The sequence below is a fragment of the Hanamia caeni genome, from assembly GCF_003721595.1.
In the GTDB taxonomy this organism is placed as follows: Bacteria; Bacteroidota; Bacteroidia; order Chitinophagales; family Chitinophagaceae; genus Ginsengibacter; species Ginsengibacter caeni.
This window is the reverse complement of the sequence record NZ_RJJR01000011.1, coordinates 51,991-75,579: the sequence shown is the minus strand read 5'-3', so window position 1 is coordinate 75,579 and position 23,589 is coordinate 51,991. Positions and strand designations below refer to the sequence as shown.

Annotated in this window: 19 protein-coding genes; all 19 read left to right on the top strand. The window is 37.4% G+C overall.

The genetic code is table 11. The features are described 5' to 3' along the window. Positions 1–29 precede the first annotated feature (29 nt). Positions 30–2,435: a GumC family protein gene (locus EFY79_RS13285; RefSeq protein WP_123121210.1), complete on the top strand. Its 2,406-nt coding sequence runs from the start codon at positions 30–32 to the stop codon at positions 2,433–2,435. Further along, positions 2,317–3,627 (top strand): UDP-N-acetylglucosamine 4,6-dehydratase, encoded by a 1,311-nt coding sequence (locus tag EFY79_RS13280; RefSeq protein ID WP_199727534.1) that lies wholly within the window; start codon positions 2,317–2,319, stop codon positions 3,625–3,627. Before EFY79_RS13285 ends, EFY79_RS13280 begins: the two co-directional genes overlap by 119 nt. A 1-nt stretch (position 3,628) precedes the next feature. Next, complete coding sequence (locus tag EFY79_RS13275) at positions 3,629–4,789, top strand: LegC family aminotransferase (RefSeq protein ID WP_199727533.1); 1,161 nt, start codon at positions 3,629–3,631, stop codon at positions 4,787–4,789. Further along, entirely contained in the window at positions 4,782–5,423 is a 642-nt protein-coding gene (locus tag EFY79_RS13270; RefSeq protein ID WP_123121209.1) for an acetyltransferase, read from the top strand. The genes EFY79_RS13275 and EFY79_RS13270 overlap by 8 nt, the downstream gene beginning before the upstream one ends. Beyond that, positions 5,420–6,574 (top strand): glycosyltransferase family protein, encoded by a 1,155-nt coding sequence (locus EFY79_RS13265; protein WP_123121208.1) that lies wholly within the window; start codon positions 5,420–5,422, stop codon positions 6,572–6,574. Before EFY79_RS13270 ends, EFY79_RS13265 begins: the two co-directional genes overlap by 4 nt. A gap of 84 nt (positions 6,575–6,658) precedes the next feature. Further along, on the top strand, positions 6,659–8,398 hold the full coding sequence (locus EFY79_RS13260) for an asparagine synthetase B family protein (protein ID WP_123121207.1): 1,740 nt from the start codon (positions 6,659–6,661) through the stop codon (positions 8,396–8,398). 58 nt (positions 8,399–8,456) lie between these two features. Continuing rightward, complete coding sequence (locus EFY79_RS13255; protein WP_123121206.1) at positions 8,457–9,530, top strand: nucleotidyltransferase family protein; 1,074 nt, start codon at positions 8,457–8,459, stop codon at positions 9,528–9,530. Further along, entirely contained in the window at positions 9,527–10,975 is a 1,449-nt protein-coding gene (locus EFY79_RS13250; protein WP_123121205.1) for an MOP flippase family protein, read from the top strand. The genes EFY79_RS13255 and EFY79_RS13250 overlap by 4 nt, the downstream gene beginning before the upstream one ends. An 86-nt stretch (positions 10,976–11,061) precedes the next feature. Further along, positions 11,062–12,282 carry a glycosyltransferase gene (locus EFY79_RS13245; RefSeq protein ID WP_123121204.1) on the top strand — a complete coding sequence of 407 codons (1,221 nt, stop codon included), beginning with the start codon at positions 11,062–11,064 and terminating at the stop codon, positions 12,280–12,282. Positions 12,283–12,434: 152 nt separating this feature from the next. After that, complete coding sequence (locus EFY79_RS13240) at positions 12,435–13,499, top strand: O-antigen ligase family protein (protein WP_158605217.1); 1,065 nt, start codon at positions 12,435–12,437, stop codon at positions 13,497–13,499. Further along, positions 13,477–14,856, top strand: a complete 1,380-nt coding sequence (locus EFY79_RS13235; protein WP_123121202.1) for a glycosyltransferase — start codon at positions 13,477–13,479, stop codon at positions 14,854–14,856. The genes EFY79_RS13240 and EFY79_RS13235 overlap by 23 nt, the downstream gene beginning before the upstream one ends. Further along, entirely contained in the window at positions 14,853–15,479 is a 627-nt protein-coding gene (gene hisH, locus EFY79_RS13230; RefSeq protein ID WP_123121201.1) for an imidazole glycerol phosphate synthase subunit HisH, read from the top strand. The genes EFY79_RS13235 and hisH overlap by 4 nt, the downstream gene beginning before the upstream one ends. Beyond that, entirely contained in the window at positions 15,476–16,246 is a 771-nt protein-coding gene (locus EFY79_RS13225; RefSeq protein WP_123121200.1) for an AglZ/HisF2 family acetamidino modification protein, read from the top strand. The genes hisH and EFY79_RS13225 overlap by 4 nt, the downstream gene beginning before the upstream one ends. After that, complete coding sequence (locus tag EFY79_RS13220; protein WP_123121199.1) at positions 16,239–17,351, top strand: N-acetyl sugar amidotransferase; 1,113 nt, start codon at positions 16,239–16,241, stop codon at positions 17,349–17,351. The genes EFY79_RS13225 and EFY79_RS13220 overlap by 8 nt, the downstream gene beginning before the upstream one ends. An 8-nt stretch (positions 17,352–17,359) precedes the next feature. Beyond that, complete coding sequence (locus tag EFY79_RS13215; RefSeq protein WP_123121198.1) at positions 17,360–18,484, top strand: glycosyltransferase; 1,125 nt, start codon at positions 17,360–17,362, stop codon at positions 18,482–18,484. 13 nt (positions 18,485–18,497) lie between these two features. Continuing rightward, on the top strand, positions 18,498–19,136 hold the full coding sequence (locus tag EFY79_RS13210; RefSeq protein WP_123121197.1) for a CatB-related O-acetyltransferase: 639 nt from the start codon (positions 18,498–18,500) through the stop codon (positions 19,134–19,136). Between the two features lie 3 nt (positions 19,137–19,139). Beyond that, entirely contained in the window at positions 19,140–21,344 is a 2,205-nt protein-coding gene (locus EFY79_RS13205; RefSeq protein WP_123121196.1) for a discoidin domain-containing protein, read from the top strand. 112 nt (positions 21,345–21,456) lie between these two features. Further along, entirely contained in the window at positions 21,457–22,572 is a 1,116-nt protein-coding gene (gene wecB, locus EFY79_RS13200; RefSeq protein WP_123121195.1) for a non-hydrolyzing UDP-N-acetylglucosamine 2-epimerase, read from the top strand. Then, on the top strand, positions 22,569–23,531 hold the full coding sequence (locus EFY79_RS13195; protein WP_123121194.1) for a Gfo/Idh/MocA family protein: 963 nt from the start codon (positions 22,569–22,571) through the stop codon (positions 23,529–23,531). Before wecB ends, EFY79_RS13195 begins: the two co-directional genes overlap by 4 nt. Positions 23,532–23,589 lie beyond the last annotated feature (58 nt).

Below are 23,589 nucleotides of genomic sequence, written 5' to 3'. Positions count from 1 at the left end.
TAATTTTCTAAAAACTGACAAATACTTTGATGCAACCCAATACAAACGAATTTGATTTTAAAGACGAGGATGAAGTATCCCTGAGTGATATATTAATCAAGTTTCTTGCATACTGGCCTGTCTTTATTTTATTGTTGATTATATGTTTATTTGGGGCGTGGCTCTACCTTCGCTACACCACCCCAATATATCAAACAACTGCAACCTTACTTATCAAAGACGATAAAAACACTCCGCCTAACTCAAACGATATGATGCAGGCTTTCGACATGTTTGGATCAAAAAAAAATGTGGAGAATGAAGTGGAAGTTCTTCAGTCAAAAACGCTGATGCAGCAAGTAGCTACGGATTTGCACTTGTATGCGCCGGTTTTCGTCCAGGGACGAGTGTCGAATCAGTCGGGATATATGTTTTCGCCTATTGTAGTAGAGGCAAAAACTCCCGACTCCATTAAAAGTGTCTCAAAGGTTTTGTTTACATATAATGAGAAAGTTTCATCAGTAAAAATAGGGCGAGAAGACTACCCATTAAATGAGTGGATGAATACAAAATATGGAACGCTAAGGTTTATTCCAAACAAATATTATAAGCCGGTTGAAAATAGAGAACAAGGAACCGGATACGAATTTTATTTTTCACTTGTTACTGTAAAAACTGCGGCTAACAGGCTCTTTTCCCAGATAAACATTACGCCATCCAGCAAACAGTCAACGGTAATTGATTTAACTTTCAAAGGCCCCGTTCCACAACAAGGTGAAGATATTCTCAACGACCTCCTTAAAGTATATAACGAGGCAGCGATAATGGACAAAAACCTTCTTGCGGCAAATACACTAAAGTTCGTAAATGAAAGATTAAAGTACGTTGAAAGCGACCTGGATTCTGTCGAAGCAGTACTACAGCAATTCAAGTCACGTAATAAAATAACTGATATTAGTACCCAAGGACAAATTTACCTGCAAACCGTGGCAACAAACGATCAACGGATTAGTGATATGAACGTTCAGTTGGCAATGCTCGACCAGGTGGAAAATTATATAAAAAGCAAGGAAGATATTGGAGGAATTGTTTCTTCTAATATTGAGTCTCCTACAGTTATTTCGGGTTCACCCGTTACACCGGCAACAGTGGGAGTCGCTGATCCTGTACTGTCCGGGCTTCTTCAAAAGCTATCAGATTTGCAACTGCAATATACTCAGATAAAAAAAATAGTTCCTGAAAATAATCCTTCTGTTGTTAGTTTGACAGATGCAATTAATAGATTAAGGCCTCAAATCCTGGAAAATATCAAAAGCCAGCGTCGCAATTTGGAAGCAGGTCGCGGCAATATCCTTTCAACTAACGAGCAATATAACAGAATGTTGAAAACAGTTCCTGAAAAGGAGCGCGAATTGTTGGAAATAACAAGACAACAAGCAATTAAGAATAACATTTACACTTTTTTGTTACAGAAAAGGGAAGAAACAGCCTTATCATTTGCTTCGGCGGTGGCCGACAGCCGTGTAATCGACCATGCCCAGTCTACTGATGCCCCGGTTAGTCCTAAACGAAAGATGGTTTACCTGGCCGCTATCGTGTTGGCACTTGTTCTGGGGGTAGTACTCATTTATATTAAGGACATATTTACCAGGACGGTTCAGGATACGAAAGATATTGCAAAAGCAACCGACATTCCGGTTCTTGGAGAGGTAGTTTACGACCGCTCTAAAGAGGCTATCGTAATTTCAGAGGGAAAACGCAGTTTTATAGCAGAGCAATTCAGGCAATTGCGTACTTCCCTCATATATATGGGAATAGATGAATCGCACAAAAAAATAATGATAACATCGAGTATTAGCGGTGAAGGAAAGAGTTTTATCGCTATCAATTTGGGTATGAGTTTATCTTTGATGAGTAAAAAGGTTGTACTGATCGAATTAGATTTGCGAAAACCTAAAGTGAGTGAGCAATTCAACATCTCGCGCCAGATTGGGCTTTCTACTTATTTGATCGGAAAAGCAAACTCAGAGGATATTATTAAAGAAACAGGCTATGCAAATCTATCTGTCATTTCTTCTGGTCCAATTCCTCCTAATCCGTCAGAACTGATCTCGAATGGTAGATTGCCGGTACTTTTAGAACACCTGTACTCGCGGTTTGATTATATTCTTATTGATACTGCACCTGTAAATCCCGTTACCGATGCCTTCCTGATTTCACCAATGTGTGATGTATCATTATATGTTGTAAGGGATTCATATACACCTAAAATTTTCCTTAAAAAACTTGCTGAACGACTGAAAACAAAAAGCCTCAAAAATCCGGCAATCGTTTACAATGGAATTAAGGGCAAGGGATTTACAAGCTACGGTTATGGATATGGTTATGGTTATGGATACGGCTATGGGTATACTGATGATCAAAACAAGCGTTGGTGGCAATTTTGGAAAAAATAATGAAGTGGATATATTAACATTAATTGGACGAAAGAACGAGTTATTTAAACAGGACGTTGCGGATTATGAAGCGGCACTACATGATATTATCAGCAATGCCCGTTTCCTTGTAATAGGTGGTGCAGGCACAATCGGCCAGGCGGTGACGAAAGAAATTTTCAAGCGTGGTCCAAAACAAATTCACGTTGTTGACATTAGCGAAAACAACCTGGTAGAATTGGTGCGTGATCTCCGAAGTAGCTTTGGATATATTTCAGGAGACTTCCAAACTTTTGCTCTGGACGCAGATTCATTAGAATTTTCTTATTTTAAGACAGTAAATAAGAATTACGATTATGTGTTGAATCTTTCCGCTTTGAAGCATGTGCGAAGTGAAAAAGACGTTTTTACGCTGATGCGTATGATTGACGTGAACATTCTCAATACTGAGTCAACCGTAGATTACGCTATTGATATGAATGCAAAAAAATATTTTTGTGTTTCTACCGACAAAGCAGCTAATCCGGTCAATATGATGGGCGCCTCCAAAAGGATCATGGAGATGTTTCTGATGGCAAAAAGCAACGACATCAATATTTCTACAGCACGATTTGCCAACGTCGCGTTTTCAGATGGATCTCTGTTGCATGGCTTTAATCAAAGGATACAGAAGCGACAACCCATTGTTGCTCCCAATGATGTAAAACGATATTTCGTGACACCGCGGGAATCCGGTGAATTATGTCTTATGTCCTGCATTTTTGGTGACAATCGCGACATTTTTTTTCCAAAACTAACAGCCGATTTAAATTTGGTATCGTTTTCAGACATTGCGGTTAAGTACTTGGAGGCCCGGGGGTATGAACCATTTTTGTGTCACTCCGAAAGCGAGGCGCGCGATCTTTCCGATTCACTCCCACAGGAAGGCAAGTGGCCCTGCTACTTTTCGAATAGCGACACGACCGGTGAAAAATCATTTGAAGAATTTTTCACAGATGACGAGGAAATAGACTTTACTCGTTTTCAAAATATTGGAATAATAAAAAATCAATTACCAGTAATTGATGAAAAGACACTAGACTTTAAACAAAAAATATCTGAGATGAAAAAACGTGGAAGCTGGGAGAAAACTGAAATTGTAGATTTATTTAAAACACTAATTCCAAATTTTTCTCATCTTGAGACCGGCAGGTATTTGGATTCAAAAATGTAACATGTTGGACATTAGTAAGATTGTCAAATTCATCCGTTCAAAATTTCCAAATACAGAATTCATTCCTCTGCATTCGCCAATTTTCCTGGGAAATGAAAAGCAATATCTTAATGAAACAATTGACTCAACCTTTGTTTCATCGGTAGGCGAATTTGTTAATAGGTTTGAAAATGAATTGAGTCGTTTCCTCAAAGCGGATTATGCTGTAGCTACCTCTAACGGCACAAGCGCACTTCATACTGCACTTCTTGTTTGCGATGTAGAGAAGGATGATGAAGTTCTGACTCAAGCAATAACTTTTGTTGCGACAGCGAACGCCATTAATTATATTGCGGCAAAGCCAGTCTTTATAGATGTGGATATAGATACTTTCAGCATGTCGCCGTCGGCTCTAAGTTCATTTCTTGAAAAAAATGCAGAGAAGAAGCAAAACGGTTATACGTACAACCGGAATACCGGTAGAAAAATTTCAGCTTGTGTTCCCATGCATACCTTCGGGCTGGCATCAAGAATAGAAGAAATAAAAGAGGTTTGCGACCATTGGAATATCTCATTAATAGAAGATGCCGCGGAATCTTTGGGAACATATTACGAAGGTAAACACACTGGCACCTTTGGAAAAGTTGGAGTTTTTAGCTTTAACGGCAACAAAATAATCACTTGTGGCGGCGGAGGCGCGGTGGTTACGAGTGATCCTGAAATAGCTCAGAAAGCTAAACATCTTACCACTCAAGCCAAACTGCCACATGCATGGAGGTTTTATCACGATGAATTAGGCTACAATTATCGTATGCCTAATTTAAATGCAGCGTTGGCATGTGCTCAATTAGAACAATTACCAGACTTTCTGACAAAAAAAAGGAAGTTAGCGCATTCATATCAGGCTTTTTTTGAAGGTATGGGTGTATCAATTGCAAAAGAAATGATTGATACGAAATCGAACTATTGGCTCAATGCTCTCATACTGGATAACCGAAGTGCATTAGAGGAATTCCTTTTGGAAACAAACCGGCAAAAAGTAATGACTCGTCCAATTTGGGATCTCATGAGTACTTTACCCATGTATCAGAATTGTGAGAATGACGGACTTAAAAACAGTCGTTGGCTTGTCGATCGGGTTGTGAACATACCTAGCAGTGTTACCAACTTCTCAGATGAATAAAACAAAATTAATATTGATTGGAGGCGGAGGGCACTGCAAATCGTGTATTGATGTAATTGAACAGGAAGGTAAATTTCAAATTGAAGGCATTCTCGATAAAGAGGAGAACTTCGGGAACTCAGTTCTCGGGTATAAAGTGATTGGAACAGATCAACAAATTCATGAACTTTCACGACGTAAATATTCATTTTTGATCACTATCGGTCAAATAAAATCAGCATTGATTCGAAAAAGCTTATTCGAAAAACTTGCTTATTTAAATGTTCCAATGGCCACCGTCATTTCACCGCTTGCATATGTTTCCAAATATTCCCTAGTGGATAAGGGAACTATAGTGATGCATCACGCAAATATCAACGCGGGGGTGAAACTTGGAATGAACAATATTATTAACACGGGCGCTCTCATAGAGCATGATTGTAGCATCGGTAACCACTGTCATATATCAACAAAAGCAGTAGTAAATGGTGGATGTACGATCGGAAATGAAGTTTTCATCGGCAGCGGTACTGTAATTTATAATGGAGTTCAAATTCAAGATCTGACAGTAGTGAGTGCGGGATCTGTGGTTTCAAAGGACATTGACGTTGCCGGGATTTATAAAGGAAATCCTGTAAAACGACTTGGAAAATGAAAGTTCTAATGATTGGAAATATCCATAGCCAGTTTTTAATCGGTTTTTCGCGGGCAATAACCCAATTTGATCCGCAATTGACAATAGATATTTTCTCTTCAGAGCCAATTAAAAGGGGTAAAAACGAAAGCGAATGGCAATGGTACAGCAAGGTTTATAGTTTCACTCCTTTATCACCTTTGGTAGCTCGTATACCGAAGCTAAGAGGAGTGATATTTATGAGAAAGCTAAAAAATGTAATAAAAAATCTCAATCACGATATTGCTAAATATGATGTTATATTGATGCAAGGATTTTGGGAATTAAACTGTCTCATTTTATCGAAAATACACCGAAAAAGTATTTTTACTATTGGGTCTGTTTGGGGCTCCGATTTTTATAAGAAGAAAAGCAGTTCCTTGTTTTTTGACACCTTTGACCAATGTGATTTGGTGACTGTTTCGACACCTCAAATCGTTGATAATATAGTGAACGAGAAAGCTGTCAGTAGAAATAAGATCAGGAATTGTTTATTTGGCCTGGAACCGCTTCAAAAATTATTTGACCTTCAATGTGTTTCAAAAACCGAATCGAGGAAAAAGTTAGGCTTGTTGCCGGATGACTTTATAATTGTTTGTGGATATAGCGGATCTGAAAATAATCAGCATCTTAAAGTGATCGCCAGTTTAACCGAATTGAAAAATAGTTTGCCAAAACAAACCAAAATTATTATCCCGGTTACTTACGGCGGCACAGCAAAATATAAAGAAGCAATTAAAGCGGCGTTAATTGACAGCGGTTTACAATATGTACTTTATGAAAGATTTTTATCAGATGAACAAATTGCGTATCTGAGGAAAGCAGCCGATATTATGATTCAAGTTCCCATTTCTGATGCCTTTTCCGGTTCATTTCAGGAGCATTTATTTGCCCAAAATGTTGTTATTGCCGGAAGCTGGTTACCATATCAATCGCTACAGGATCGGGAAATTTATTATGAAACCATTCGTGATGTTTCTCAATTGAAAGATAAACTAAAATATGTTCTTCAAAATTTTACTCAGTTACAAGAGAAAGCGGTCAGTTCGAACACTGCCGACAAATTTAAATCTTCACTATGGAGTGAATGTATAAAAGAGTGGCATTATTCCTTAAGACAGTTCAGCCATTGACAGTAGAGTATATGTATTTAGATGTAAGAATTAACCATGGAGACATTACCAAAACAGCAACAAAAATTGTAAAAAAATAAATTAATGCCCGGCTTTTTTTTTGTATTACATGACGACAAAAATATAAATTTAACTCCTTTAAAATTAGAGTGCAATTTATTAAGTGGTGAAATAAAGGACGAAAAATATGCAATTCAGAGATTTGTACTGAATCAATATTCTGATGATAAATTGTTTATAGATAATGATGATTTTACGATTCTTTTAGACGGGGTAATTTCTAATCAAGCAGAATTAAGAAAACAGTACCGATCTAAGGACTGGTTGAATTGCATTTTAGATTTATATAAAACTAAGGGAGATAGTTTTTTTAACGATTTCAGAGGCACTTTCTCTGGTTTGTTTTTGGACAAGGGATTAAATAAGTTCATAATTTTTAATGATCACCTTGCTACCAAACCTCTGTACTATTTTAAAATGGCAGGATTCATATGTATATCAAGTGAGTTAGCCTTTTTATATGATTTTTTAAAAATAAATAACATTCCCTATGATTTAGACTTAAATGCGGTCTATATGTTATTAAGTTATGGATTCATGCTTGATGATGTCACTTTATCTGCACAAGTCAAAAAATTGTTACCTGGGAATTATTTATTAATTAGAAATCAAAAAGTAAGTTTTCATGTTTATTATTCGCTTCCTAAAAGTTTTATGGAGAAAGACGAGATAAACGAAAACGAAGTAATTAATGAGTTAGATGATCGATTTCGAAATGCCATCAGTCGACAATTTGAGAAAGACAAAATTTATGATTATAAACATCTCGTATCATTAAGTGGTGGTTTAGACTCCAGAATGACTTGTTGGGTCGCAGATGAAATGGGATATGGGAATCAACTGAATATCACTTTTTCTCAAAGTGATTATTTGGATGAAACAGTGGCAAAACAAATTGCTGCGGATTTAAAACACGAGTGGATCTTTAAATCATTAGATAACGGATTGTACTTGCATGACATTGATGCTATTACTAAAATTACAGGTGGTAATTTAATATATTCGGGGCCAGCGCATAGTAACAGTATTTTAAAATATATTAATTTCAATCGCTTAAGCCTATTACATACCGGACAACTTGGTGATGTAATAGTAAGTTCATATATTTCTGATACAAGAGAAAATTTAAATGAAATAAAAGCAGCCGGATTCTACTCTAGCAAGTTTTTAAATAAAATAGAATTTAATTATGTAGAAAACTATACAAATCAAGAATTATTTTTGATGTATGAAAGAGGTATAAATGGTATAAACAGTGGCCTATCTATAATACAACAATACACTGAAACACTTTCGCCTTTTTACGATATAGACTTTATGGAATACTGCTTTTCTTTGCCAATTAAATTACGAGCTAATCATTATTTATATAAGAAATGGATTTTGCAGAAGTACTTGAAGGCTGGTAAATATGTATGGGAAAAGACAAAAAAGCCCGTATCCTATCAATCTAAAGTAAATATAATGTATAAAGGACAAAAGATTCCAATCGAAAGGTTATATGGCTTATTAAAATTAAAGTTAGGATTTTCGGTTCCTGTTCTTAGTACTCGAAATCATATGAATCCTTTTGATTATTGGTATAACGAGAACGAGGAGTTAAAATCCTATTTAGATAGTTATTTTCATAACCATATGCCGGAGATACTTTCTATCTCTGATGACTTGTACAAAGACTTGCGAGAGCTATATAAAGGCACGACATTTGAAAAAACTCAGGTATTGTCTGTACTTTCTGCAATCAATCTCTTTTTTGGCAAATAAGACAGAAACTTCATTCAATACCTATATTCCTTCCTGATATAAGAACAAAAAATGTATAATGTCTCCTAAGATTAGTCAGTTATTGATTCCACGAAATTCTACTATTGTGAGGGCTTTACAACAGATGGATAAAATTGGGTTCAAGCTGTTAATAGTTACAGAAGAGCAAAGCCATAAATTTATAGGATTACTTACTATAGGTGATATTCAAAGAGCAATCATTGACAATTGCTCTTTGGATAAGAAAATTTCGGAAATTATACGAAAGGATTTTCTAATTGCAAAAATTGGCGATCCTATAGAAAAGACTAAGCATATCATGCTCAAATACCGGCTGGTTTATATGCCAATCATTAATCAAGAGGATGACATTCTTGATATTATTTTTTGGGAAGACATTATTAAGGAGGAGGAAAACCAAATTTTTCCTACATTAAATCTTCCGGTCGTTATTATGGCCGGAGGCTATGGTACACGATTAAAACCCTTAACTAATGTTCTTCCGAAACCATTGTTCCCTTTTGGAGAATCCACAATCTTGGAAAATATAATCGATCGGTTTAAAAAATATAGCTGTTGTAATTTTGAGATTTCAGTTAATTATAAAGCAAAACTTATTAAATTTTATTTTGATAGCATTGCTAAAAAAGATTATCAAATAAACTTTTTTCTAGAAAACGAACCACTAGGCACTGCAGGAAGTTTATACTTGTTGAAAAACAAATTGAAAAGCACTTTTTTTGTTTCCAATTGCGATATATTAATTGACGAAGATTATTCTGCGATTCATAAATATCACGTAGAAAATAAAAATGAGTTGACCATTGTTGCATCTTTAAAGAGTTACCACATTCCTTATGGCACAATTGAAAGCGCAGAGGATGGACAACTTACTTCCCTCACCGAAAAACCGCAACTTGATTTTATGATCAATTGCGGAATGTACATTTTAGAGCCGCATCTGCTTGATGAAATCCCCGTTAATACATTTTTTCATCTTACAGACCTGATTGAGAAAATACGGAATCGAAGTGGGCGAGTGGGGGTTTTTCCAATAAGTGAAAAATCATGGGTCGATATAGGAGAATGGGCTTCTTATTCTAAAATCCTATTCGATCACTCTGTTGAATGAGCCTTAGAAAGCAAGCAATTTCCGGTAGCTTTTGGACGACCGTATCGTTTGGTACCCAGTCTGTAATTCAGATTTTGCGCCTGTCGATTCTGACTCGTTTTTTGGAAAAATCAGATTTTGGTTTGGTTGCCATCGTTACGCTCGTACTCGGATTTACCCATATTTTCGCTGATCTTGGTGTTTCTGTCTCTTTATATTCCAGGCAGGATATAACAAAAAAGGAATACAGCAGCCTGTATTGGGTAGCATTGCTATTGGGGGCGGGTCTTTATTTGCTCCTTTGCCTGTTTGCTCCATTCATCGCTTCTTTTTACGGGATGCGTGAGTTAAAGCTGCTAATCCCAGTTATGAGCCTCGATTTACTAATCGTAAACGCAGGAAGGCAATTTAGAATTTTTAAGGAGAAGGCATTAGAATTTAAAACGCTCGCATTCATTGACATGATTGCCTCTTTATTATCAATTATTGTGGCGGTATTGGTTGCAGTGAAAGGCGGAGGAATATGGAGCATTATTTTTTCCGCGCTTTCTGCCTCTTTTATATCATCAGTAGCTCTGATCGCCACCGGGTGGAAAACTCATCCTCTTTTGCTATACATCAATCTGAAACAAGGCAGTTCGTTTTACAAAATAGGCATTTATCAAACCGGATCTCAAATTCTGGATTACATCGCATCCCAACTTGATATACTAATTATTGGTAAAATAATGGCTGCCGCAGATCTTGGAGTGTATAACCTGATTAAGCAGTTGGTTTTGAAAATTAATGGACTTATCAATCCGATCATTTCGAAGGTGTCAATTCCTATTTTATCTACACTGAATGACAATTATGAATTACTAAAAGATAAATACCTGCAAATAATCAAATTATCTTCATTTGTAACCCTGGCTGCCTACGGTGTAACTGCTGTGCTTGCCCGCGAATTAATAACTGTGTTTTACGGTCAGTCCTATGCTGCATCATACCTACTCCTTCAAATTTTGTGTGTGTGGGGTGGCCTTATTTCAATTATGAGTATTGCCAGCTCAATAATAGTTATAACCGGGAAAACGGAGGTCGGGTTCAAATGGACGGTTATTCGTGTTATAGCAAATCCCGTGTTTATTATCGTTGGGTACCGGTTTGGATTATTAGGAATTGTGGTTGGGCAAGCCTTGTATGCTCTTACCTTTTATACCGTTTATTGGAAAGTGGTAATCCAAAAAGTGCTAGGTAATGTAAAGTACTTAGAATATGTACATGCATCGCTGAAATCGTTAGTGAGTGCAATCGTGTTGTTTATCCTATGCCATGTTTTCAAGCAGTTCTTAGGGGATTATAAGAATTCAATTATGATCAATATTATATTGTTCGGCAGTTTATTCGGCGGCTCTTATTTAATATTTAATAATGAAATTTACAAACCCTTCTTCGCCATCTATGTGAAAACTAAAGCGCGATAAAAGAAAAATCGCCTTTATTTATTTGTTTACTACAGCACGAACAAACCAATTTTTGTTTTATCGCTGATTTTCTTTTTTCTCCAAATATGAATTTGATAGTTGTTACTCATGAAATTGAAAATGAATCTTTCTTGATAAACGAGTTGGATGTTATTGCTGACAATTTCGAAAAGGTGTTTGTTATTACAACCGAAAAAGAGCTCCGATTACATTCGAGGCCATATAGTATTATAGTTTCCCGAAAAAAAGATTTTTTTGTTGCCTCTGCCATTTACGCTCTGCGAAAGCTGTTTTCAAAAGAATTTTTTGAGGAACTGCGGCAAAGGAAGAAAATGAGGGTGAAGCCCTCTTTCAAAACGATTATTTTAAGCTGCATTGTTTCGTGGATGATCGAACGACGTTTAAGAGGCTATTTTTTTAGAATCTGGAAAGGCGAGCAAATTGTCTTGTATTCTTACTGGCTTAATACGTATGCTTATTTTGTTGCAAAAGCAAAGAAAGCATTTCCCCAGATCAAGGCTGTTTCCAGGGCTCATGGGTTCGAGATTCGGGATTTTCACAGTTATATTCCGTTTCGTAAAACGATCGATAGTTGCCTAGATAAAATTGTCTTTATTTCGGTACACACACAGGACGAGTATAACCAGATAATGAGTAGGAGGGCGGCAAAAAAAAGGGCTGAACAAAAAGTAATTTATCTTGGCACTCAGCGACAAAGCAATCTTAGCTCACAAGAAAGTGAAAGTAGCTGCTTTACTCTCGTTTCCTGCTCCGGCATTTATCAATTGAAGCGTTTGGATTTAATAATAAATTCATTAGCAGAAATTCAGCATGACATCCATTGCAAATGGGTTCACTTTGGCAGTGGAGCCGATTACGACCGTATTATTAATCTCGCCAAGATCAAACTTACCGGGCAGAATGTTTCCTTTGAGTTCAAAGGTCAATTACCGAATTCTGAAATATTAAAATTCTACATTGAAAATCGAGTGGAATTGTTTATGAATACCAGCGACTTTGAAGGAGTACCTGTGTCAATTATGGAGGCAATGTCCTTTGGAATTCCTTGTCTTGCCAGGAACGTAGGTGGAAATAGTGAAATTGTAAAAAATGGGATTTCAGGAACACTCGTTCCCAGGGAAGCGAGCGTTACTGACATTGCTGCTGCATTGAAAGATTTTTATTTGGTTAAACAGAGCGATCCGGATACATATATGAGCTTACAGAAATCGACCTTCAACTTTTGGTTATCGTATTTCGATGCGGAAAAAAATTATCTCACATTTTCGAATTACATATTGAATTAGGAAACTTAATGCTCGAAAACGTTCTTAAAAAATCGATTATTATTTACATTTGTCTGACATTAGTAGAGTACGGTTTGACGGCATTGGGAGGTTCCTTATTGAAGATCTTCGGATATGTGTTGATTTTCTTGTGGATTCTGTTAAAGAAGGGAATGATACCGAACCTTAAAAAGAACAAGGCATTATTATATATGATCGCTTTCCTTGGTTGTTCACTTGCTACTCTTTTATGGTCTGTCGACGTTGAAATGGGCTCCTATTATTTTCTTGCAATGGCAAACATGGTTTTTATTGTTATCATTGCCTCCACACTGTCTTGGAATAAAAAAGATATGGATCAGCTGTTGACTTTTTTTCAATTTGCTGCCGGTATTTTCTCTCTCATTATTGTTGTTCAAGGGGAAACTTTTGGAAGTTTTAGCAGAGCTACCTTATCGATCGGTGGTACAATGGAAGATCCAAACAATATGGCTGCAATGCTTCTCATTCCTACCATTATTTCAGTATGGAAGATTTTGAATAACGAAGGGATTAAGCTGTTCAGCACTCGGATTGTTTTATTAAATTTTGTTCTTTTGGGTTTGCCAGTCACTGCTATGTTGATGTTAGGCTCAAGAGGAGCGCTTATTTCTGCAATGGCAGGCACGTTGTTTTTGCTTTTGTTCAATAACCAATATTCGCAGGGTTCACAAACTTCTTTTAAAACGCTTACCATTTTTAAAACGTTGATAATTATAGCTGCGGTGATTGTAATCGTGATTCCCTATATTGATGCGGACATTTTGCAGCGTTTTACCATCAGCAGAATGGAGGAGGATAAAGGAAGTAACCGATTGGTGATCTGGGGAATGGCCATTTCTGAATTCTTTAAAGCGCCTCTTTTCGGAATCGGACTCGGCAGCTTCCAGGCAATTACTCAAAAAGGTGTACACAATCAGTTTCTGATTGTGCTGGTTGAAACGGGAATTGTCGGTTTTATTTTGTTTACCGGGTCGCTGGTAATACTTCTGCGAAAAACATTGAAAAATAAGTTGGGCTTGCTTGCTGCCATTTTGATTGCAACAATGGTGGTAATTTTTTTTCTTGATTCTTACAATAAAAAGTTCCTTTGGAACGCGGTTTTAATATCAATAATCATTCTGAGGTACCACACCTGTAGGCTCCGCAAAAAGCCACAAGTTTCTATTGAAAAATATGAATATTCTAATCTGCAGTAAATTATTTTATCCGAATAACGACATTGGTGCTGTGCGGGTAACCAATTTCGCTAAATATCTACACGAAATGGGACACGCTATTACCGTTTTGACCAGTGTGTCTAACCGGTTTGGAGATTCCGATATTGAGCAATCCCTTCGAATCGTGAGGGTAAATAATTCAAAGAGAGCATTAAAGTTGATGTCAGGTGTTGAAAGATCTGTTAGCACGCGTCTACCGGTATCCCCGAATAAAGTACAAAAAATAATAAAAAGGGATAGATTTGGGAAAACAATTTCGTCATTGCGGAGTTTGAGGTTGCAGCTTTATACACTGCTGTTGCAGTACGACTGGCATCGTCAGGCTAAAAGAATAATTAATGACAAATTGCAAAAGACACATTTTGATATTGTCATTTCATCCTACGGACCGCTGTCTTCCTACTTAACCGCGCGCTATATTGTAGAACAGAAAAAAGCAACACACTGGATTTCTGATTTGCGTGACCAAATGGAAACAGATGATTATCCCCAGATAATAAATCGTATTTACAAGTATTATGAAAACGATATGATGAAAAAAGCCAGCGCCATAACCGTAGTGTCAATAGGACAACGGGAAATGTTAAGAAAGCTGGTGGGCGAAAAAAGTTTTCTCAATCAACAAGTTCACGTTGTTTATAATGGATTTGAAAAAGAACTGTCGTACATACCTGAACAAAACAACGAACGCTCTCGAAAATTTAAAATCGTTTACACCGGCGCTTTATACAACGGAAGGCGAGACATGTCGATGTTATTCAAGGCACTTGCTGAGTTATCTTCCGAGCAAAAGATCCTTGTAAGTAATGTTGAGGTTCATTATGCGGGTAAAAACAGTTTACATCTATACGAACAGGCAGAACGATATCAAATGCAGGAAATAATAATTGATCATGGATATCTCTCAAGGGTGAATTCAATGAAACTACAGCAATCGGCAGACATTCTCGTTGTTTTGAGCTGGAATACAGAAAAAGAGCAAGGAATTCTCTCGGGAAAGTTTTACGAATATGTTCAGGCTTTCAAACCGATTATTTCGATCGTAAATGGAAATGTGCCACATGCTGAGCTTTCCGAAATGGTTAAAGAACTTCAGGTTGGAATAGATTGTGAACACATTTCTGAAAAGACAGATCTGCCAAGGTTGAAAAGGTTTTTACATTCAGAATATGAGAAGGTAATATGTGGAGTAGGTGGAGATTTTCATCCCGACCTGGCAAAAATCAGCCAGTTCTACTATAAAAACATTGTACGTAAAATGGAAAAAATTTGTCTTAATCTGATAACAGGACAAACGCATTTGCCAGGTAGGATTATGGCGAAAAATGAAATATGATTGGAATTATCGATTATGGAGTAGGAAATGTGGGATCTATCCTAAATATGCTGAAGCATATTAGTGTTGATGCTTTTTTAGCAAAAACTCCTTCAGACATTGAAAAGGCTACAAAACTGATCTTACCAGGAGTAGGATCGTTTGATTATGGAATGACTCTGCTTAATGAATCAGGATTAAGAGAAGTTGTGGACAAAAAAGTAATTGCAGACAATTTACCGGTTCTTGGAATTTGTCTTGGCATGCAAATGATGACAAGGGGAAGCGAAGAGGGAACCTTAAGTGGATTAAATTGGATTAATGGAAATTGTATCAAATTTAAATTTGACGATGACCTGAAAAATATTAGAATTCCGCATATGGGATGGAATGACATACACGTTCAAAAGGATAACGATTCATTTTTCCCCATGATCAACAACGAACTGCAGTTTTATTTTGCTCATTCGTATCATTTAATTTGCAACAATGATATTGTAACGGCTACCTGTAAATATGGTTATGAGTTCCCGGTGGCGTTCCACCAGGACAACATTTTTGGTGCACAATTTCACCCGGAAAAAAGCCATCAATTTGGCATGAATTTTCTCATGGCTTTTGCCAAATACTGTACTGCTGATTGATCCGATCGAGAATCATACCTTGTTTGCTTTTGAAAGGAAAAGGATTGGTCAAAACTATCAAGTTTGCCAATCCGGTTTACCTTGGCGACCCTCTTAACACGATTAACATTTTCAACAAAAAAATGGTTGATGAAATAATTATTTTGGATATTGAAGCGTCCAAAGTGGGAAGAAAGCCCAATTTTGAGTTGATTCAAAGAATTTCGACCGTTTGTTTTTCACCACTTACTTACGGTGGGGGAGTGACAAGTTTAGAAGATGCAGAGAAATTATTTAGCATTGGTATTGAGAAGATCAGCCTGAATTCAACGGCGTTCAAAAACCCGGAACTCATTTCAAAACTTGCCGCCAAATATGGTAATCAGAGTGTTGTTGTATCCGTAAACATCAATAAAGATTTTTGGGGCAAAAGGCATATTGTCACAAATTCTATGGAAAAGATTCCAATGAAAACAGATTCTATTTCCAGCGAGATGAAGGCCTTTGAGGAATTGGGCGCCGGTGAAATTTTGATAAATGATGTGAACAGAGATGGCACAATGAAAGGTTATGACGTCGAATTAATTAGTTCTATAACCTCAAAAGTAGATGTGCCGGTGATAGCTTGTGGTGGCTGTGGTAGTTACGGGGATATAAAAGATGTGATTTTTAATGGAGGTGCAGGTGCAGCCGCGGCAGGAAGTATCTTTGTTTTCAACGGACCGCGAAAGGCGGTGCTGATAAGTTATCCTGATCGTTTAACAATAAAAAAAATAATAAATGAATAATTGGCGCATTTGTGCCCGGTGTGTAATGGATGAAAGCGACAAGTATATTCACTTTGATGAAAGAGGCTTTTGTAACCATTGTTGCGGCGCCGAGCTTTTGTTAGAAGAAAGATGGCATCCCAACGAAATTGGCGCAAAGAAACTTGAAACGCTTCTTTCCCGTATCAGGGAGGCCGGTAAAAACAAAAACTATGATTGTGTAATCGGGTTGAGTGGCGGAGTTGATAGTTCCTATTTGATCCATCTTGCCACGAGAGTTTGGAATTTGCGGGTTTTGGCCGTTCACGTGAATGCAGGTTGGAATTCAGAGATTGCTGAATCGAACATTGAAAAATTAGTAAAAGCGCTGAATGTTGACTTGTATACTTATGTTGTGGATTGGGAAGAAGTACGAAAACTGCAACTCGCTTATTTAAGGTCAGGGGTCGTCAACCAGGATATTCCCCAGGATCATGTATTTTTTGCTCAATTATATAAAAGAGCGGCAAAAGAAAAAATAGGCTATATCCTTACTGGCCACAACCTTGCAACGGAATCCATTATGCCAAAGTCGTGGGGCTACAATGCAATGGATTCAAAGCAATTGAAGTACATTAATAAAAACTTCGGAGGTGCAAAACTGAAATCATATACTACAATTTCACTTTTCGAGAAGATCTATTTTACAATCGTACTAAAACAGAAAGTTTTTAAGCCGCTTGATTATGTTGTTTATGATAAACAAAAAGCAAAGGATTTTCTGAAATCGGAATTCGGTTGGCAAGACTATGGAGTAAAGCATGGTGAATCAGTTTTTACCAGGTTTTTCCAACATTACTGGTTGCCGGAAAGATATGGATATGATAAACGAAAAGCACATCTCTCCAGCGTGATAATATCCGGATTCATTTCGAGGCCTGAGGCATTGGAAGAACTGCAAGAGCCTCTCTACGACAGCAAGCAGTTAAAACTGGATAAAGAATATATCTGCAACAAACTTGAAATAGATGAAAGTGAGTTAGATTCATTTCTGAATCTTCCGAAAGTGGAACACAGTGAATATCCCTCAATTGATTCAACTTTTAATTTTTTTATGAGGATGTACAACTCTGTAAGAAAAAAATGAATTGAAAAATGAAAAAAAGAGTTTGCATATTAACAAGTGTTCACCCAATTGACGACGTACGCGTTTACCATAAAATAGCTCTTTCGCTGAATCAAACATTTGAGGTAATTTGGATTGGTCCTGAAAGTTTCTATTTTGAAAATGAGCTGGGAAATGATAATATCGAAAGAATCCTAATCCCTGAAAAGAAAGGGATGGTTGGAAGGCTTGCTGTGAACCGTTTAGTTTTGAAAAAGTTTTTAAAGCAAAAGGACATTGCATACGTGTATATTCCGGATCCGGAATTGGCTTTTTTTTATTCACTCATTAGAAATCGGAGAAAAGCGAAAGCGATTTTTGATATTCACGAGGTTTTTCACAAAGACCTGCTTAACCGAAAAATAAAGGGAAAGCTTTATCCTGTGGTTAGCAATTTTGTATTAAAACTAATCAGAAGAGTTGTTCGCGACTTTGATCTGACAATCGGGGTGAACAACAATGTTTTGGATTTTTATGTTTCACCAGCCCGTCCTTTTATGATAGTAAGGAGTTGTTTACCCCAGAGCTATGCAAAGCCAAGTGGTGAAATAAGAAAGAAAAGTGTTTTCACTATTGTTCACGGGAAAAATCATCCAGCAAGAGGAACAAAACAAGTTTTAGATGCATTGGTAATTTTAAAGAAAAAAAATATAGAATGTAGGGTACTAATGATTGAACAGCAAGGTTTGGATAATCATTCTTTCAAAGATAAGCTGAAGCAGCTTGGATTAGAAAATTATGTCGAGTTACATCATGGATTGCCATTCGCTGAAATGCAAAATGAGATGTCTGCTTGCCATGGAGGCCTTATCGCTTACGGCAAAGATCTGGGAATTGATAGCCTTCCCAATCGTTTTTTTGAGTATATGGCTACCGGTATTCCCGTAATCGTTCCTTCCTTCTCTGTGGAAATGGTAAAAATTGTAAATCAGGAAAAATGCGGATTGTTAACCGATACGGAAAATCCTGAAAAAATAGCAGAATCGTTTGAGCTTTTAATAAACAGACCCGTTGAAGCCTGCGAAATGGCTGAAAGAGGAAGAAGCGCTTTTCTTCAGCGGCATAATTGGGAACATGAAGTTGCTCCTCTTATTCATTTTATGCAATTAAATTGATAGCACAGGAATAATGAGGAAAATTAAAATTGTTATCGGTCAGCTTTTTCAATTGCCTGCACGGCTTTTTTCCAAAAGCTCTCTTTTCGTCTTCATAACAGAGAGTCACATAGATCCAACAGTGGCTGTTCTAACAAAAAGCCGTATATATTGGTCCGTTGTTGGAAGATATTCATATGTAGCTGATCATTGCTGGATAATTAAAGCCGAAATTGGAAATTTTTGTTCAATTGCCAGTAATGTAATGATAGGCGGAGGAAGTCATCCTGTAAACTTTGTTTCCACTTCTCCGGTCTTTTATTCCAGGAACAATATTTTAAATAAATGTTTTGCAGAAGTGCAATTTCAGGAATATGTAAAAACCGTTATCGGCAACGACGTTTGGATTGGTTCTAATGCTTTTGTTAAAGGTGGGATAACCATTGGAAATGGTGCGATAATTGGAGCCCATTCCGTTGTCACAAAGGACGTAGAGCCCTATTCAATTGTTGCAGGTAATCCGGCGAGAGTAATCAGGAAACGATTTGATGATGATGTTATTAAAGAACTTGAAGCAACAAAATGGTGGGAATACTCTGATGAAAAACTACAACAAAGAGCCACGCATTTTCAAAGCATAGAAGATTTTCTAAGCTTAAATAGACAACAGTAGTAAATGAGATACGGAGTAAGCGCATGTCTTTTTTTAATAGTTTTATTTCTGACGGAAATTTCAGGAGTAGCACAAAATATAGCTTTACATAAAAGTTACACGTTGTCCGTTTCCCCAAATTATCCTAATACTGCACCTTCCTCTGACAAAACCTCGTTGACAGATGGCGTTTACACAAAGGGATATTTTTGGGCTGCAGCCACCACAGTAGGATGGGAGCATGTTCCGGTAACTATTACTATTGAGTTAGAACAGTCGCAACCGATTTCATCGGTTACTTTCAATACAGTCAGACGTCAAGACCAGTTTGTAAATTTTCCAAAAAACATATTTGTCTTTGTCAGCAAAGACGATGAAAATTATCAATATGTCGGTGATGTCGCTGATGATACAGGCAATGTGCCCGGACCTTATCTTGTAAAAAAATTTGTTTTAAGCAGTATTAAGGCAACTGGCCGGTATGTAAGAATTTCTGTCATTCCCAATGGTACTTTTGTGTTTTGTGATGAAATAGAAGTGTGGAAGGGAGCACAGGTTTCGCTAAAGCAGACCTATCCAATTTTGAAAAATAATTTGAGACAGGCAGAAGATTCAATAAAAAATATAGAATTTTTGAAACAAAACTTAAGGAGAACGGTTAATGGCTTAGAAAGGTCCCACGGAAATGTCAATTTTAGGCGTGATGCAACGATTGATCAAATTGTAAAAAGCTTAGGCAGGCAAAATATTTCGGGTACTGAGCTGCAGGATCTCAAACGCCGGGTAGGGGTGATGAACGCACGATATGCTCAAACAGTAAGTAAGAGTTCTTTTTTAGTTCAACGATACAACCCCTGGGACACGTTGAGCCAGTTTTATCTTCCGGATAATTCTTCATCTTTGCCAATTGCATTTAATTATTCTATACCTAAAGGTTTGTCAGACTATGGTTCCTTTGTGATAACGAATACTACTACCTCAGCAAAAAACTTTCAATTTAAATTAAATCAGAAAGGATACTCTGCCGGAATTGATTTATTTACGGTTCCTTTTGTACCGACCACAAATGGTGATGAGGTGCCGGATCCGCTTGTAAATGTTGACGGGGCTGTTAAAATAGATGGCGGTTACACAAAAATGTTCTTTTTTAAAGTGAGGGCAAATACCACCGGGAGCACAAACATCAATTTGGTATTTCAATGCGGATCTGAAAAGAAAGTTATTAATATAAAAGTAAATGTATTTGATGCTGCAGTTAGCAATAATCGGTTGAATGCCAATGTATGGGCGTATTTTACACGACCTATTTTATCTGACCGGAAGGAGGAAGCGATGAATGACCTGTTGGACCATAACATTAATACGATGGTTATTCCAGCGGCGGTTATTCCGAATTTCGTTACCAGCAATTATACCGCTTTTAATAACTACCTAAGCAATTTTAAAGGTGTGAAAAACATCCTATTGTTTATGAATTACGCTGAACCACGAATCAGAAGTGGATATAGCGACGGACAATTTATGTCAGATGACTGGAAGGCGAAATTTGTCAAATGGTACAATGCGATAATAGATGACATTCAACAACACGGATTTAGCAATGCAATGATTTATGTATATCCCTACGATGAAGTGTATGGAAGTAATGTCTCTGATTTTAAAGCGTTCATGTTATGGGCTAAGAAAGCCATTCCAAATATTAAATTTTATGCTACGTTAGCGAATCAAACGGCAGTGAACGAATTATTGACATTATTAGACGTCGCTCAAATTCAATCTAATTTCGTGGGTATTCAAAATTTACCATCCCACAGTTGCCAGGTTTGGACATATAGCGGAAGTGCGCCTGCACGAAATTTATCTCCTTACCGTTTCTATCGCTTAATGTCCTGGACAGCATTTGCAGACGGATATACCGGCATCGGGTTTTGGAATTACGCTGATGAGGGAATCAATAAAACCTTAAATTCTTTCACAGATCCTTTGATTTATCCTACTAACAGCTACTCTGTTATTTATGATGGTCCGGGAAAGGAAATAATTTCAACCAGGCGGTGGGAAGCATTTAAATTAGGAATTGAAGATTATAGTTTGCTGCGGGCGTATGCAAACCAGGTTGGCGCAGAAAAGGCAAAAGCGCTCGCAGAGGATGTAATACAAAATCCTTTGATTGAAACGAAGGCAGACAGTGCCAGGAAAATCATAATTGCTGCATTACAAAAGCAATAATTTGCTAGACATACTATTTCCAATTTTACAAAACATAAATTCCGGTTATTTGTTCGTTTACTGTCTTTTTGTATCCGGATAATTTTTTCAACCTTTTTTTACAACTATTCAAATGATAAAAGTAGTTACCGTGATAGGTGCCCGTCCCCAATTTGTAAAAGCGGCAACGGTATCGCGTGCATTTAGCAAATATCCTACAGAAGTAAGTGAAGTAATTATTCATACCGGCCAGCACTTCGATCAAAATATGTCCCAGATATTCTTTGACGAAATGGAAATCCCGGTGCCTGACTATAATTTAGACATCCACGGGCTTTCTCATGGCGCGATGACCGGCCAAATGCTCGAAGGGATAGAAGAAATTTTACTGAAGGAAAAGCCTGATTACTTGCTGGTGTATGGCGATACCAATTCAACTTTAGCTGGCGCCCTGGCCGCAAAGAAATTCCACATAAAGGTAATACACGTAGAGGCGGGGCTAAGAAGTTACAACAATGATATGCCTGAAGAAATTAACCGGATTCTTACCGACAGGATCAGTGATATTTTATTTTGCCCTACTGAAACTGCAGTAAATAATTTAATGAACGAAGGATTTGCAAACATCCAATCAAAAATTATTCTTTCAGGCGATGTGATGCAAGATGCAGCGTTATATTACAAAGCGAAATCAGATCAGGAATCAAAAACCTTGCAGGATAATGGATTGCAAGACGGCGCATACGCTCTGGCAACCATTCATCGTGCAGAAAATACAGATAATATTGACAGGTTAAGGGAAATTGTTACTGCCTTGAACAAAGTAAACACCACAATTCCTGTAGTGGTTCCGCTTCACCCAAGAACAGGCAAAATACTTGCAACCTCTCATATTATCCCGGAATTTAAGATCATAGAACCGGTAGGCTATTTCGACATGGTGCAATTATTATCACATTCAAAATTTGTGCTGACTGACAGTGGCGGGGTACAAAAAGAAGCGTATTTTTTCAATAAATACTGCATTACACTGCGCAACGAAACTGAGTGGATTGAACTTGTCGCTAATGGCTACAACCAACTTGTGGGAGCATCTTCCGAAAAAATTCTGGCGGCAGTTAAATCGATCTCCAACAAAGAATTTGTAAAATCAAGTGAGTTATACGGCGGTGGTAACGCGGCAGAACGAATCTGCGACGAAATAATGTCGTCGCAATCAGAAAAAAATAATCTAAAAGAAAACATATGAAAGAATTTGCATTAATTGGAGCTGCCGGATACATTGCTCCGCGACATTTAAAGGCAATAAAAAATACAGGTAACAATTTGTTAGCTGCTTATGATCCTTTTGACAGTGTGGGTATTATGGACAGTTATTTTCCTGAAGCTGACTTTTTTGTAGAGTTTGAACGGTTTGACAGGCATATTGATAAACAAAAAAGAAAAGATCATCCTATTGATTTCGTTTCTGTTTGCTCGCCCAATTATCTGCATGACAGCCACATTCGTTTTGGTTTGAGAAACAATGCTGATGTAATTTGTGAAAAGCCAATAGTATTAAATCCGTGGAATATTGATGCACTTGAGGAAATAGAAAGAGAGTCAGGCAAACACATTTTTTCAATACTTCAATTGAGGCTTCACCAGGCGATAATCGCGTTGAAGGAAAAAGTAATGAACGGCCCTGAAAACAAAATATATGATGTTGATCTCACCTATCTTACGTCACGTGGTCATTGGTATTACACCTCGTGGAAAGGTGATATTAGTAAGTCGGGTGGTATCGCGACAAACATTGGTGTTCACTTTTATGATATGCTTACCTGGATCTTCGGTCCGGTAATAAGCAACACAGTGAATGTGCACACTCACGACAGGGCTGCCGGATATCTTGAACTCGAGAAGGCGCGGGTAAGATGGTTTCTGAGCATCAGTTACGATACAATACCGGACGAAATAAAAGCACAGGGGAAACGCACCTACAGATCGATACAGATAGGAGGAGATGAACTTGAATTTAGCGATGGCTTTACGGATCTTCACACAGATTCGTACAAAGCGATCCTTTCCGGAAATGGCTTTCGGATTGGAGAAACGAAACAGGCGATTCAAATAGTACACGATATCAGACACGCTACACCAATAGGTCTTAAAGGGGAATACCATCCATTTGCAAAAATACCTGCTTCCACACATCCTTTTTCTTAGTTTAAACAAGGCTACCTGTAAGTATCAATGCAATTATTCTTACATAGCATTGCAGGGT